The organism is Paenibacillus sabinae T27 (assembly GCF_000612505.1).
Lineage (GTDB): Bacteria > Bacillota > Bacilli > Paenibacillales > Paenibacillaceae > Paenibacillus_AQ > Paenibacillus_AQ sabinae.
Genome location: NZ_CP004078.1, coordinates 4784151 through 4799069 on the forward strand (window position 1 = coordinate 4784151; position 14919 = coordinate 4799069).

Sequence of the window (14919 nt, forward strand, 5' to 3'; positions counted from 1 at the left end):
AATACCGTTCTTCATACGAAAGTGAAAAAAAGGAATATAAGAATACTTGTTCCCGTCAATTATACATGTCCTGCCGCATTCATGCAAACCTAATTATATAGAACAATTAAGGAGTTTACCCGATGGATATAACCTCAATAATCGGTATCATTGCCGGGCTCGCCGCCCTGATCGGCGGATTTTTCTGGGAAGGGGGACGCGTGTCAGGCCTCCTGCAATGGAACGCCGCCCTGATTGTGTTCGGAGGCACGATTGCCGCGGTCATGATCAGCTTTCCCGCCCGCACGCTGCGGGACGTTCCGGCAGCGGTGAAGATGGCCTTCGGCCTGAGCCGGACCCGCCTTGACGAGCAGGCTGAAGAGCTGGTGGAAATGGCCCAGATCTCCCGCCGAAGCGGCGTCTTGTCACTCGAGTCCCGGGCCGAGGCGCATCCCGATCCCTTTACACGCGAAGGTCTGCAGCTTATCGTGGACGGCACGGACCCCGGTCAGGTTCGTCAAATCCTGGAGCTCGAGATGGACGCGGCGGAGCTTAAAGCTGAACGCTATGCCAAAATATTCGAGGCCGCAGGCGGCTACGCGCCCACCATGGGCATTATCGGAACCGTCATGGGGCTTATCCGCGTTCTCGGCAACCTCACCGATCCTTCGCATCTCGGCCCTTCGATCGCCGTGGCATTCACCGCAACGCTCTACGGGGTCGCCAGCGCCAACCTGCTCCTCCTGCCCATTGCCTCCAAGATCAAGGCGCGGAGCCAGCTTCGGCTGCACGGCATGGAGATGCTCCTGGTAGGCATTCTGTCGGTGCAAAACGGCGATCACCCCCTGCTCGTGCGCAAAAAGCTGGCATCCTTCCTTCAGGACGGAACGGCTGAGAACGCCACAGTTGGAGTCCAGCCATGAGGCAGCGGGGACAGCGGATTCGCCGGCGGGAGAGCCGGGAGCATAGGGACCGCTGGATGATTACCTACGCCGATCTGATTACGCTGCTGCTGATCTTTTTTGTTGTTTTATATGCCATGAGCAGTCTCGATCAGGAAAAATACGGCAGCGTAATCGCCTCGCTTCAGCGTTCGTTCCAGACCGGAAGCGGCATCCTGGACGGCGGAAGCGGGGTGCTGAACGGCGGGAACGGCCTGAAAAACGGGCAGAACAGCACCGGCAGCGGCTCCACTGGCCTCTCCTCCCCCTCGCCCGCATCAAGCGCCGGAGCATCAGCCGGAACGGGAGACGGAAGCGGTCAGGTCGGAGCGACACCTAGCGCGGAGGCGTCGCCGTCGCCCCGAGAGCTGGCCTTCCGCCGGCAGGAAGCGAAGCTGGCCGAACTGATGAACGTGATCACAAGATACGTGAAGGACAATCAGCTTGGCGACCAGATTTTTGTCGCAGACAAGCCGCAGGGCATCGCCATCACCCTCAGCGACCGTTTCCTGTTCGACGTCGGGAAGGCGGATCTGAAGCCCGCCGCGTTCCCCGCGCTGCGCCAGCTGTCCGGCTTGTTCCGCGGCATCGGCGCGACGGTCAGCATCGAGGGTCATACCGACAACACACCGGTGCTTCCCTCCTCCCGTTATAAGGACAATTGGGAGCTGTCGGGAGCGCGCGCGCTGTCCGTCCTGCGTTTTTTTCTGGATGAGGAAAGCCTGAGCCCCGGCCAGTTCCAGTATGCGGGTTACGCCGACACGCGTCCCGCCGCAGACAACACCATGGAGAGCGGACGCCAGAAGAACCGCCGGGTGGAGATTATCGTCCTGCGGCAGCTGCAGGAAGAGTGAACGGCTTTGACAGCCAAAAGCGTCTTTGAACCGAACGCACCAAATGCCCCGACGCATAGCGCAGCCTCCCTGCTGAACCCGGTGTAGGACGATGCCTGCCGGGAACAGCCAACTATGACTGAAGCAGCAAAAAACGAATAAGCCTGCAAGGCGGATTTTCAGCGGCATACTCACTTGCCGTTCGCTAAAATCGGCTTTTTCGTGCTGCTTTTTTATACACAGGTTCTCCTGCCCGACCGGACTCAAGGACGTTAATGGCGCCGCCAAGTTTACCTCCTTACTTAATTGCGTTAAGTATCATAAAGACTAAGCCTAGCCACAATATGCATATACAATTATTAACAACTTTAATCATTAATAACTTTAAGAAGAAGGAACGGCAATAAGCTCTAAGCTTTTAAATTATTAAAAAAGAGGGATTATCTATGAACGATTCGCCAATCACCCGTCCCGATTTCGCCGATCCTTCATTTTTGAAACGGCATATTCTGGACACGGTTCGTTTTTACGCTCCCCGCTGCATCGACCATGTCAACGGCGGTTACATCAACTGCTTTCTGGACGACGGGACCGTATGCGATTACGAGACGAAACACCTCGTTGGAATGACGCGGTTTATTTATACGTTCAGCGCGGCTCTGCTCGTTGGAGGGCCTGAGAAGTATCGCGGGGCTGTGGAGCACGGACTGCGCTTTCTTCGGGAGTGCCAATGGGATCATGAGCATGGAGGGTATTTTTGGACGCTGAAGGGCCGGAATCCGGTTGACAAAAGAAAGCTTGCCTACGGCAACGCGTTTGCCTTATTGGCAGCCTCTACCGCTCTTAAAGCGGGAATCCCCACAGCTAGGGCGGTGATCGGCGAAGTCTACGAGGTGCTGGAGAAGCATTTCTGGAATGAACAGGACGGTCTGTACGCTGATGAAGCGTCCCGAGACTGGTCTGATGTGTCTCCCTATCGCGGACAAAATGCAAACATGCATCTAACCGAAGCGATGATGGCGGCTTACGAGGCTACCGGCGAAAAGCGCTATCTCGATCGTGCCTATACGCTCGCGCATTCCGTCATGTTCAAGCTGCTTCCGTTATCGGGCCAGCTGATCTGGGAGCACTACACAGCCGACTGGGGAATCGACTGGAATTACAACAAGGGCAATAATAAGGACGAATTCCGGCCTTACGGCTATATTTTCGGCCACTCCATCGAGTGGGCCAAGCTGCTTCTATTGCTTAACCGGGTGTGTCCGCAAGCATGGCTTGTGCCGCAGGCGGAGCGGTTGTTCCGGGAGGCGGTGGATAAAGGGCTGGACCGGCAGCATGGCGGTATTTTTTACTCAATGTCTCCTGAGGACGGACGAATCATCGATTCGGATAAGCGGTACTGGGTCATGGCCGAGACGATTGGCGCTGCCGCCCTGCTCGCCGAAGGCACGGGGCAGCCGGAATACCGGAAGTTTTACGAGGATATTTTTGGCTACTGCTGGACCCATTTCGTCGACCATACTTATGGAGCGTGGTATCAGCTTTTGGATGCGTCTAACCGGAAGTACAACAGCATCAAAAGTCCGCCGCCGAAGACCGACTATCACCCCATCACTAACTGCATAACGGCTATTTCCGTTTGGGAAACCGCAGCAGGCAAGTCTTTTTGAGCGGATACGCAATATCGAATGGGAGCGGCTTTAAGCCGGGAGATTCAGAGGGAATCAAGGGAAATTCGCAGGAAATTCATGCGTAATTGAACAGGAAAAAATATACATTGTGTGGAAAGAGTAAGCAAAGGAGATGTTGCGATAGCCATGGCTTCTCTTGTCCGCGCTTTACGCGATCCGAACCGGTGGCGAACCACCCTGTATACCGTTGGCCTGCCGTTGGTCAGTCTCGCTTTTCATGCCGTTTTTCTAATGTTTTTAATGATTTTCGGCGGGTTTGTATTTTTCTTCGGGGTCTCTCCGCATCTGTTCTGGGATGTTCCTTCAGGTATGCCGACAGGCTGGAGACTTTCGGTGATAAGGAGCTATTTGCTGGCCTTTGGCGCTCTGTACGCGCTCGTCTGGTGCGGGTATTGGTGGATTCTGCGGGCGCTGAACGATGGCAAGATCCGGGCGTTTCCGCTTCATGTGCTGGCCGCCTGGCTGCCTCTTCTCGCGGGGGTGTATTTTGCCGATCCGGTCAACAATCCGAATGCCATGATTCCAACCCCTGTCGCCGAGATTACCTTTACGATGAGCACCGCCTTGATGACCACTTCGCTGTTCCCTTTCTACTCCGCAGCCGTTTACTGGCTGGTGTTTTCCCCTTCTATCCGGAGGCCCCGGAAGATAGGACGGCTTCTCGGACTGTGGATTCTTTTTGCGGCAGCCTGCTTGTTTCTGGAGCCTTTCTTCTGGCATCTGGCGCCATCGATCTACGAGGGAATCGCCGGGTTTCCGACTCGGTAGCATCCTGCGGAACGGTTGGAATCAGCAAGACGCAAGGCTAAACAACCTCACCCACCTTGCAAAAAACAAAAAAGGCGGGCCTTGGTCCGGCGGATCGGTCCGCTTCTCCAAAGCCTGCCTGTGAATTTCGCCCGGGGTACGGCGAATCCGCCGCTGTCCAAGCCCGCCATAAATTCCGGCTTTGGTCCGGCAAATTTGCCGCTGTCCAAAGCCTGCCTGAGAATTTCGGCCGGGGTACGGCGAATCCGCCGCTGTCCAAAGCCCGCCATAAATTCCGGCTTTGGTCCGGTGAATCCGTCGTGTCCAAGCCCGCCCGTGCTGTTTTTTTCTCATGATTAATTCCGTATGCAGTACGGCTCAAACTCCGCCTCCGGCATCCTTATCAGAGTAGCATTCGCTCCTCTACCTGCCAAAATCGAAATGAGCCGAAAAAGACGAAGCGGAATTTCTCCCTCTTATTTTTCAAAAAAGAGACCTCTTTCCGAATTAAGCTGGAAAATCTCCCTCTAAATTCGGCGCTTTAGCCGGAAATGAAGAAAAAACAGCGGATAAACCGGAGGTTTTCCCGTTTATTGAGCGAATCATCTATTTCCCCAAAAATAAACCGGAGGTTTTCCCGTTCACTTAGAAATCCGATGCCGGTCCAAGTACGAACGGAACTATCCCTTTAACGCATTAGCCGATTATCAGGTTAACCGATTACCGGCCTGCTACTCCCCAACCAGCTCACGATAAGCCGCCGCATCCAGCAGCCCGGCCGTCGCGGAAGCGTAATCGCCCTCGATCTCCACCTCGTAAATCCAGCCCTCGCCGTACGGCTGCCCGTTTAGCAGCTCGGGGCTGTCTTCCAGCGCCTCGTTGACCCGTGTCACCGTTCCCGAAATCGGAGAATATAATTCGGATACGGTCTTGACCGATTCGATGCTGCCTACGCTGTCGCCGGCGCTCACCGCCGTGCCGATTTCCGGAAACTCCACGAATACGATATCGCCAAGCAGATGCTGGGCATGGTCGGTGATGCCTACGCGCACGATTTGGCCTTCGCCCTGCTGCGCCCACTCATGCTCTTCGCTGTACCGGAGATTGTCTAGCACTTCACTCATTTTCGATAGCCGCCTCTTTTCATTATTGGGAGTCATAAATTAGTTATAGACTAAGTTATGCCCTTATCGGGTGTCAATATTTCTGACAGGAAAATAATTTTGCCCGGTATTTGATCGAATGTGGTTGACACCGGTCGGGGAATCCAGTATTAATGGAGTGAGAAGAATCACATACAAACAGCGAATGATGGTATAGGGAGAGACCGTCCCCCGAAGACGGCGCCGAAGGAGTAAGCCTTGAACCAAGGTGAATCTCTCAGGCAAAAGGACCTCTGCCGGACGCATCTCTGGAGAGCACTGGGCGCCTGGCAGCGAACGGTCACCAACGGGGAAACCTGCTCAAAGTCAAAGCCAAACCGCCGTCAGAACGGCCGCGGCTAAAGCTGAACTGCCGGACTGCCGAAGTCCGAAAGCGGGGTAACTCTCAGGTACAAAGGACAGAGCGAAAGACGAACGAGTGTGCAGATGCTGCGCAATTCGTCTTTTGGCTGTCCTTTTTTGCGCTTGCCACTAGAGTCACCAATGGGATTCACGCATCTGGTTTTGGAATGGGCGGCAGTGGGCAAGCTACATTTTTACGGAAACCATGAGCCCCTTTTCTGCCCTACCTCAAAGAAATTTTAAGGCGGTGCAGCAAGCGCGGGTGCTCTGCCAGGTCTCTCAACATTTATGGGGCACGAAGAAACGCCGGACGGGGTCCCTGCTGGACGCTGCCGCGTTTCTTTTGAAAATATAGGGTAAATCCAAATTCTTGCATTACAAAATTTCACGGGGAGTGACGATATGAGCGCTTTGAAAAGAACGCCTTTTTTCGCCTTCTACTCCGCTTATCCGGAGTCCAGGAGCATTGATTTCGGCGGCTGGGAACTGCCGGTGCAGTTCGCCGGCATCCAGAAAGAGCACGAAGCGGTGCGCAGCCGTGCGGGTTTGTTCGACGTCTCGCATATGGGCGAATTTATGGTGACCGGCAGCGGAGCGGAAGCTTACCTGCAGCGCATGACGACCAACGATGTCGGCAGGCTCGCGGACGGCCAGGCGCAGTATTCGCTCCTCTGCTATCCGGATGGCGGCACGGTCGACGACCTGCTTGTCTACCGTCTGGGTGAAGGACGCTACATGCTGGTCGTGAATGCGTCCAACATCGGCAAGGACTTCCAGTGGCTTCAGGACCATCTGCCGGAGAGCGGCGTGGAGCTTACGGACCGCTCGGAGGAGACGCTGCTGCTCGCGGTTCAGGGGCCGCATGCCGAGCGGATCATAAGCGAAGTCACCGATGTGCCGCTGGCGGATCTGAAGCCGTTCCATTTCGTGGAACGGGCAGCCGTGTGCGGCGTGGAAGTGCTGCTGTCGCGCACAGGCTATACCGGCGAGGACGGCTTCGAGCTGTATGCTCCGGTTGACGCTGCGGCGGCGCTGTGGAACGGGCTGCTCGAAGCGGGCAGCGCCCACGGGCTTATGCCGGCTGGCCTCGGCGCGCGCGACACGCTTCGCTTCGAAGCGAAGCTGCCGCTGTACGGCCAGGAGCTGTCGCAGGACATCTCGCCGCTGGAAGCCGGGCTCGGCTTCTTCGTGAAGCTGGATAAGGCCGATTTTATCGGCCGCGAGGCGCTGCTGGCCCAGAAGGAGCAGGGCGTTCCGCGCCGCCTGGTCGGCATTGAAATGATCGACCGCGGCATTCCCCGGTCGCATTATCCGGTATATGCGGGCGGCCAGCAGATCGGCGAGATTACGACCGGCACGCAGTCGCCGACGCTGAAGCGGAACCTGGGGCTTGCCCTGGTGGATGCCCGGTACGGCGAAATCGGAACGGAACTGGAAGTTGAAATTCGCGGCAAGCGGCTTAAAGCCGCCGTCGTGAAAGCCCCTTTTTACAAGAAGAGCCGTTAAGGACCTGCCTGTGCAGGACATAACCTATTCATTAATCAGCTTTATAATTAATCAGCTTCATCATTAATCACCCAAGGAGTGAATCCGAAAATGAAGCATCGTTATCTGCCAATGACCGAGCAGGACCGCAGCGAAATGCTGGCGGAAATCGGGATTCAGTCCGTGGAAGAGCTGTTCGCCGATATTCCCGAAGCCGTGCGCTACAAAGGCCGGTTGCCCATGTCCGAAGCGCTGGACGAATACGCCCTGCTGCGGCATATGAAACGTCTCTCGGACAAAAACGCCGACTTCGACAGCCACATCAGCTTTCTGGGCGCGGGCCTCTACGATCACCATGTTCCCGTCGTCATCAACCATGTCATTTCCCGTTCGGAATTTTATACGGCTTACACGCCTTACCAGCCGGAGATCAGCCAGGGCGAGCTGCAGGCGATCTTCGAATTCCAGTCGTACATCTGCGAGCTGACCGGCATGAAGGTCGCCAACGCCAGCATGTACGACGGCGCGACGGCCTTGTCCGAGGCGGCGGTACTGGCTTCCGGCGCTACGAAGCGCAAGAAAATCGTCGTCAGCAGCGCGGTTCATCCCGAAGCGCGGCAGGTGCTGAAGACGTCCGCCGCCGGACTCGGCCTTGAAATCGCCGAGGTCGGCTGCACAGACGGCGTCACCGATCTTGCACTGCTGGCGCAGGCGATTGACGGCGACACAGCGGCGGTGCTGGTACAGTACCCGAACTTCTTCGGGTGCATCGAGAACCTGGCCGCCATCGAGAAGCTGACGCATGACGCCAAGGCGCTGCTCGTCGTCAGCGCCAATCCCCTTGCCCTCGGCGTGCTGGAAACGCCGGGCAAGCTGGGCGCCGACATTGTCGTCGGCGACGCCCAGCCGCTCGGCATCAATGCCTCGCTCGGGGGGCCGACCTGCGGCTACTTCGCGGTCGCGGAGCATCTCATGCGCCGCATCCCCGGCCGCATCGTTGGCCAGACGGTCGACCGCAGCGGCAAGCGCGGCTTCGTGCTGACGCTGCAGGCCCGGGAGCAGCATATCCGCCGCGAGAAAGCGACGTCGAACATCTGCTCCAACCAGGCGCTGCTCGCGCTCTGCGCGTCGGTCTACCTGTCCGTCATGGGCAAGGAAGGCGTCCGCGAGGTCGGCGGGCTGAACATCCGCAAGAGCCATTACGCCGCCGCCCGGCTTGGAGCTATCCAAGGCGTCAAGGTTGCCTTCGGCTCCCCGTTCTTCAACGAATTCGTGCTGAAGCTGCCGGAGGGCAGCGATCCGGGCGCGGTTAACGCCAAGCTGCTGAAAGAGGGCTTCCTCGGCGGTTACGATCTCGGCAAGGATTACCCGGAGCTTGCCGGCCACATGCTGATTGCCGTAACGGAGAAACGGAGCAAGAGTGAAATCGACGAATTTGCAAGCGCACTGGAGGGCTGTTTATGAAACCGGAACAAAGCCTTATCTTTGAACTAAGCCGTCCCGGACGCGCCGCCTACTCCCTTCCGGAATGCGATGTGCCGGCGGAGGAAGGCCTGGATACGCTGATTCCCGCCGAGCTGCTGCGGAGCGAACCGGCGGTGCTGCCGGAAGTGTCCGAGGTGGATGTCATCCGCCATTACACCGCTCTGTCCCGCCGCAACTTCGGCGTCGACAACGGCTTCTATCCGCTCGGCTCCTGTACGATGAAATATAATCCGAAGATCAACGAGGATGTTGCCCGCTTCCCGGGATTCGCGAAGATCCATCCGTACCAGCCGGAGGAGAGCATCCAGGGCGCGCTGGAGCTGATGCATACGCTGCAGAGCGACCTGGCCGCGCTGACCGGCATGGATGCCGTATCGCTCCAGCCCGCCGCCGGCGCGCACGGCGAATGGACCGGGCTGATGATGATCCGCGCCTATCACGAAGCGCGCGGCGAAGTCCGGACCAAGGTCATCGTTCCGGACTCCTCGCACGGCACGAACCCGGCCAGCGCTTCGGCGGCCGGGCTGACGACAGTGACCATTCCGTCCAATGAACAGGGAATGGTCGATCTGGAGGCGCTGAAGCAAGCGGTCGGCAGCGACACCGCTGCGCTTATGCTGACCAACCCGAGCACGCTCGGCCTGTTCGAGACGCAGATTGTGGAGATCGCCCGGATCGTGCACGAAGCGGGCGGCCTGCTCTACTATGACGGCGCGAATTCGAACGCGATCATGGGCATTACCCGCCCCGGCGACATGGGCTTCGACGTTGTGCATCTCAACCTGCACAAGACGATGAGCACGCCGCACGGCGGCGGCGGCCCGGGCGCCGGTCCGGTAGGCGTCAAGGCGAAGCTGGCACCGTTTCTTCCCGGCCCGACTGTGGCCAAAACAGAGGACGGCGGCTTCAAGCTTCAAGCAGGCGGACCGCAGTCGATCGGCCGCGTGAAGGCATACTACGGCAACTTCGGCATTCTCGTTCGCGCCTACACGTACATCCGCACCTACGGTCCGGACGGACTGCGCGAGGTGTCGGAGAACGCGGTGCTGAACGCCAATTATATGCTGAGCCGCCTCGCGCCGCATTTCGAGGTGCCTTACCCCGGCATCTGCAAGCATGAATTCGTCCTGTCCGGCAAAAACCTGAAACCATACGGCATCCGCACGCTCGATGTCGCCAAACGCCTGCTCGACTTCGGCTACCATCCGCCGACCGTCTACTTCCCGCTTAATGTCGAGGAGTGCATCATGATCGAGCCGACCGAGACGGAGAGCAAAGAAACGCTCGACGGGTTCATCGATACGATGATCCGGATCGTGCAGGAATCGAAGGAGACGCCAGAAATCGTTCTGAACGCGCCGCATACTACGGAAATCAGCCGCCTTGACGAGACGCAGGCAGCGCGGAAGCCTGTGCTGAACTGCTCCTGTGGTTAAGCGGGCTGCCGCACATCATTAACACAAACTTAGTCCCTCTTGAACATCCGATCGCCTTTTTCACCGGATGCGTCAAGAGGGATTTTTACGTAGCTGAGAGGGTTATGCTCCCTGCCTTGTTACCTTTACGCGTCATACTTGGCCAGCAGCTCCTTCAGCTTCACCCTCATGCAGTCAATCAGCTCCAGCGGTTCCGCCACCTCGGCGTCGCTCCCAAGGCCAATGAACAGTCTGGCGAAGTAAGGGATTTCTCCAATCGGAATATCTCCGTCTATCCAGCCGGTGCCGTCTTCCCGAACCTGCAGCAGCCCCCGCCGCCCCAGCTCCGCCTCGCACACCCTCACCCCTTCCTCGCTCAATTGGACGCGGCAGCGGGCATATCGGCTTTTGTCCGAAAAAGAATCCTCCCAGTTATCCAAATGAATACTGCGCAGGTCGAGCGGCTTGATTTCGGGGTCTCCTTCCTCCACACTGATGATCCGGTCGCACCGGAACAGACGGACCCCGCCGCGCAGGAAGCAGTACGCCGGACAGTACCACAGGCCGCTGCTGGCATAAATGCCGATCGGCTGAATGTCCCGGACCGTAACGTTCTCCTGCGATTTGTATCCGATCCGCAAGACCTTTTGCATCACGGCCGCTTCAAGTAGCGCCGACAGAAAGGGAGACTCCGCCTGCCTGACCGGAATGACGAAATCCACCCGGTTCTTCATCTGATCGATTCGGTCCCGCACATCGCCGGACATATAATGATAGAATTTTCCAAGCGCCGATGACGCCTCTGTCTCAAAAGGAATGAAAGAATAATGACGCAGGGCGTGGCACGCGAAAAATAGAGCGACCGCTTCCTCCTCGGTAAAAGCGATAGGTGGCAAAATCCGTTCGTTCAGCACCTGATAGCCCCCGTGCGGCCCCACTTCCGAATACAAGGGAACGCCCAGCTCTCCAAGCTCCTGCAAATCCCTTAATATCGTCCTTGGCGACACGCCGAACTCCTGCGCCAGCTCCTTGACGGTAAATTTCCGCTTTCGGTTGACGGTCAGCATCAGCTCCAGCAGTCTTTTCGATTTGGGCATAGTATCCCGATTATCACGTGGGGACATGGCGCCGAGCCTCCTTCCTCTATTGGGGGGGAATCTTCCGATTATTTTATGACAATACTTGTCACTATTATAGTCTACAATGAGAACCGAACCCAAGAGCGCCGCATGCCGCCGGCCAAATCCATAAATCCGAAAGGTGTGAGTTTAATGCAAGCCATAATTGAAATGAAAGGTCTTCTCCTGCATGAACTGGAGCATATCGTTCGAACCTCTTCCAAGCTAATTGCCAAAATCTCTCCCGAACACTGGGACTACCGCCCCCGAGAAAATATGCGCTCCCTGCTGGAGCTGGCGCAGCATCTCGTCTCCGTTCCCTCAGTTGATCTGCTGATCCTGCAGGAGCAAGGACAGCCCGACATCCGCCGGACGGAAGAAGAGATTAACGAAGCCCGGACTGCGGAGAAACTGTCGGCGTGGATGGACAAAGGCTTTCAGGACTTGAAGGCCTACATGGAGGGTTTGAGCGAAGAGGATTTTCTTCACAAAGCCACCAAGCCTTTTTATTTGGAACAGGGGTCGGTGCAGGCGAAATGGCTGATTGAAATCGTCACCCATGCCCAGCATCACCGCGCGCAGCTCTTCAATTACCTGAAGGAACTGGGCTATGAAGTGAACATGTTTGATCTGTACTGAACGACGGTCCGGGAAGCTGACTCTTATAATGGAGGAAAAAATAGATGACCGATCCTATACCAAACAACCATGATTCCGTAAGCTATCATCGAAAATCCTTTGAAGGTCCGGACACGGTTTTGTCGTATATCGATTTTGGCGGCGGGGGACCTCCGCTGGTGGCTCTGCACGGCCATATGAACGAGGGATTGTTCGCCCGGCACCTTGCCGAAAGATTCGCCCGCGAATACCGGGTCATCGCGCTGGATCAGCGGGGGCATGGCGAATCCGGCCGTCCCGCAAGCTTTGATAACGATCGCTATGTCGCCGATGCGCTGGCGCTGCTCGATCATCTCGGCATCGATCATGCCGTATTGCTCGGGCACTCTCTTGGCGGCGTCGTCGCTTACCGGCTTGCCGCCCGCCGGCCGGAACGGGTACGGGCGCTTATTATTGAAGATATCGGCGCGGCCGTGGACGACGATCTGGGCTTTGCGGCCGAGTGGCCGCGGCGCATGCCGACCAGGGAAGCGCTGATTGCCGTTCTTGGGCGTCTGGGTCCGGCTTTCGCTTACTCGATGCGGCAGTATGAGGACGGATGGGGGCTGCCATTTGTCCCTGAGGATATGATTCGCTCCCAGCGGAAGCTGAACGGCAACCACTGGGACGACTGGCTCGCGACTGATTGTCCCGCCCTACTGCTTCATGGTATGCGAAGCAACTGCCTGTCTTACGGGCAGGCGGAAGAAATGGCGCGAAGAAGGCCGAACACGAAACTCGTCCATTTGGACGCCGGGCACACTATTCATTTTGACGCGCCGGATCGTTACCTGGAGGAAATTGAGCAGTTTCTGACCGAGACCGGCGCCCATTCTTAGCAGCTTTTAGCAAGAAGGGACAGAGCAAAGGAAGATGAAGCGCCTTGGGTGCAGATCTCCTTTCGCCTGTCCTTTTTTGCGTTTACAGGGAGGTGCCGGCAAGGCAGCCGGCCGTGACCGTTCGATGTCGCGCATACGGACAATTTCCGATAATATTCACTTGATTTATGTATGCAAATTTATGAAAATATTAATGGAAAATAGAGGATTTTGAATGATAACATCGAATTTTAAAAGGCATTAATAACGTTGATATAGATGAATACGGAGGGCATAATGCTGCGAAAAAACAACAATAAAGGCACCCACAACTCCACCTGGCTCAGGAGAAGCTCCTACGAAGAAATCCGTCCGCAGCATCTGAACACCCAAAGCTTCAGTCCTCTATGGGGAGCCTCGAGAATTGCAGGTATTTATTTTATTATCGGATGTTTATGGATTCTGCTGACCGACAAGGCCGTTTCCGCCCTCACCAGCAATGCCGATTTGATCGCCACAATCAATATGGTCAAGGGATGGTTCTTCGTTTTTATGACGGCACTTTTGATCTTTGTGCTCATTCTTGAAACGCTTAAGCGAATTCGGAAGGTGGAAGAAGATTTAGAGGTATCCTATAAAAATCTGATGAACACCCATGAGAATCTGGAATCCGCATACGAGGAGATCACGGCTACCGAAGAGGAGCTGCGGCAGCAGTATGATCAGTTGATCGAGAATCAGCGCAAGCTGAGCGATAGTGAAGAGAAAATGCAGCATCTGGCCTACCACGACCTGCTGACAGATCTTCCCAACAAACTGAATTTGTACGAGAACGGGGCAAATCTTCTCGCAGGCTCCAGAGGCAGTGCGGCCTTAATGTTCGTGGATATCGACAACTTTAAGTATATCAACGATACGATGGGCCATGGCTTCGGAGACCGTCTCATTGTAGAAGCCAGCAAGAAGCTGCTGTCCATCGTGGGAGATCACGGGGTTATATACCGGTTCGGAGGCGATGAATTTATTATTCTTCTCCATTCCCTGACGGACAAGGGAGAGGCTGGTATGATGGCGTCCCGCATTCTGGCCGGACTTAAAGAGGCCGTCGATATCGACAACAGTCTGGTTCACATCAGCACCAGTGTTGGAATCAGCCTCTATCCCGATCATGGCAGCGATATTATGGAGCTGGTCAAGCGGGCGGACATCGCCATGTACAAGGCAAAAGAAGCGGGCAAAGGCAACTTTATCGTGTTCGATAACCCCCTGAATGATACATTTGCCGAACGAATGAACATTGAGAAGCAGCTATACACCGCGATGGAACGGAATGAGTTCGACCTCTATTATCAGCCCCAGGTGGATCTGGCACTGAACAAGGTGACCGGTCTGGAAGCACTCCTACGCTGGAACAGCCCCGAACTGGGACCTGTCTCTCCATTTAAATTTATCAAAGTAGCCGAGGATTCGCATTTGATTATTCCTTTGGGAAGCTGGGTTCTGCGCAAAGCCTGCGCATTTTTGAAGAAGCTTCATGAGCAGGGCTTCGAACATTTGACCATGTCCATCAACATTTCGATGCTGCAGTTGCTGCAAACCGATTTTAATGAGGTTGTCCTGGACACGCTGCATTCCTCCGGGCTTGAGCCCGATTATCTGGAACTGGAGATCACGGAGTCCATATTGATCCAATCGTATGAGCATGTCGGCACCAAACTGAACGAACTGAGAGAAAAAAACATCAAAATTGCGCTGGATGATTTCGGGACCGGGTATTCTTCTTTAAGCTATCTGACCCATCTGCCGATCTCCACATTAAAAATCGACAAGTCCTTTATCGACTCCATTCCGGCGGAAACGAATCAGGCAATACTGCTCGAACAAATGTTGATGATCGGCAAACGGATGAACATGTGCGTCATTGCGGAGGGCGTAGAAAGAGCGGAGCAGCTGGCCTATTTGCAGGAGCAGGGCTGCGACAAAATCCAGGGTTATCTGTTCAGCAAACCACTTGCCGCGAAAGAAGTGGAGCGGTTGTTGGCTGGCTGGGAATGCTCCGGACTGTTCTTTTCCAAATCGACAGAAACTTGCTGAATATGCCGGGTGTCCGGCAGTTCCCCCTCATGTGCATGAGGGTATTTTTTTGCGTAAAAATAGAGCGGGGCTTCTCCCGGTAAAATACCAGGGAATCCCCGCTCCGCAATTCATTTCTTCCGCCCTGACACAGGATGCCGGTTCGGCAAGG

At 55.9% G+C, this 14919-nt stretch carries 12 protein-coding genes and 1 riboswitch; of the genes, 10 read left to right on the forward strand and 2 right to left on the reverse strand.

The window, feature by feature from the left end:
• Window positions 1–122 precede the first annotated feature (122 nt).
• From PSAB_RS22135 to PSAB_RS22150, 4 genes are all read left to right on the forward strand, one after another.
• Complete coding sequence (locus PSAB_RS22135; protein WP_025336741.1) at window positions 123–902, forward strand: flagellar motor protein; 780 nt, start codon at window positions 123–125, stop codon at window positions 900–902.
• Window positions 899–1774, forward strand: a complete 876-nt coding sequence (locus PSAB_RS22140; RefSeq protein ID WP_025336742.1) for a flagellar motor protein MotB — start codon at window positions 899–901, stop codon at window positions 1772–1774. Before PSAB_RS22135 ends, PSAB_RS22140 begins: the two co-directional genes overlap by 4 nt.
• A 425-nt stretch (window positions 1775–2199) precedes the next feature.
• Window positions 2200–3423: an AGE family epimerase/isomerase gene (locus tag PSAB_RS22145; protein WP_025336743.1), complete on the forward strand. Its 1224-nt coding sequence runs from the start codon at window positions 2200–2202 to the stop codon at window positions 3421–3423.
• 147 nt (window positions 3424–3570) lie between these two features.
• A complete protein-coding gene (locus tag PSAB_RS22150) occupies window positions 3571–4212 on the forward strand; it encodes a hypothetical protein (protein WP_025336744.1) in 642 nt (213 codons plus the stop codon).
• Window positions 4213–4922: 710 nt separating this feature from the next.
• Here the strand turns inward: PSAB_RS22150 and gcvH are convergent.
• Window positions 4923–5315, reverse strand: a complete 393-nt coding sequence (gcvH, locus tag PSAB_RS22160) for a glycine cleavage system protein GcvH (protein ID WP_025336746.1) — start codon at window positions 5313–5315, stop codon at window positions 4923–4925.
• Between the two features lie 184 nt (window positions 5316–5499).
• A riboswitch (glycine riboswitch) is annotated at window positions 5500–5597 on the forward strand.
• A 501-nt stretch (window positions 5598–6098) separates the two neighbouring features.
• Between gcvH and gcvT the strand changes: the two genes are divergently transcribed.
• The 3 genes from gcvT to gcvPB all read left to right on the forward strand — a co-directional run bounded on the left by gcvT (window position 6099) and on the right by gcvPB (window position 10102).
• The gene (gene gcvT, locus PSAB_RS22165) at window positions 6099–7202 is read left to right on the forward strand and encodes a glycine cleavage system aminomethyltransferase GcvT (protein ID WP_025336747.1); all 1104 of its coding nucleotides are present in this window, start codon (window positions 6099–6101) and stop codon (window positions 7200–7202) included.
• Between the two features lie 90 nt (window positions 7203–7292).
• Window positions 7293–8645 carry an aminomethyl-transferring glycine dehydrogenase subunit GcvPA gene (gene gcvPA / locus PSAB_RS22170; RefSeq protein ID WP_025336748.1) on the forward strand — a complete coding sequence of 451 codons (1353 nt, stop codon included), beginning with the start codon at window positions 7293–7295 and terminating at the stop codon, window positions 8643–8645.
• Window positions 8642–10102: an aminomethyl-transferring glycine dehydrogenase subunit GcvPB gene (gcvPB, locus tag PSAB_RS22175; protein ID WP_025336749.1), complete on the forward strand. Its 1461-nt coding sequence runs from the start codon at window positions 8642–8644 to the stop codon at window positions 10100–10102. Before gcvPA ends, gcvPB begins: the two co-directional genes overlap by 4 nt.
• 125 nt (window positions 10103–10227) lie before the next feature.
• Here the strand turns inward: gcvPB and PSAB_RS22180 are convergent, their stop codons facing one another.
• Complete coding sequence (locus PSAB_RS22180; RefSeq protein WP_025336750.1) at window positions 10228–11178, reverse strand: helix-turn-helix transcriptional regulator; 951 nt, start codon at window positions 11176–11178, stop codon at window positions 10228–10230.
• 174 nt (window positions 11179–11352) lie between these two features.
• Between PSAB_RS22180 and PSAB_RS22185 the strand changes: the two genes are divergently transcribed.
• The 3 genes from PSAB_RS22185 (at window position 11353) to PSAB_RS22195 (ending at window position 14768) form a co-directional block, all read left to right on the forward strand.
• On the forward strand, window positions 11353–11838 hold the full coding sequence (locus PSAB_RS22185) for a DinB family protein (protein ID WP_025336751.1): 486 nt from the start codon (window positions 11353–11355) through the stop codon (window positions 11836–11838).
• A gap of 44 nt (window positions 11839–11882) precedes the next feature.
• Window positions 11883–12695: an alpha/beta fold hydrolase gene (locus tag PSAB_RS22190; protein WP_025336752.1), complete on the forward strand. Its 813-nt coding sequence runs from the start codon at window positions 11883–11885 to the stop codon at window positions 12693–12695.
• Window positions 12696–12971: 276 nt separating this feature from the next.
• Window positions 12972–14768, forward strand: coding sequence for an EAL domain-containing protein (locus tag PSAB_RS22195; RefSeq protein WP_025336753.1), 1797 nt, complete (start codon window positions 12972–12974; stop codon window positions 14766–14768).
• Window positions 14769–14919 lie beyond the last annotated feature (151 nt).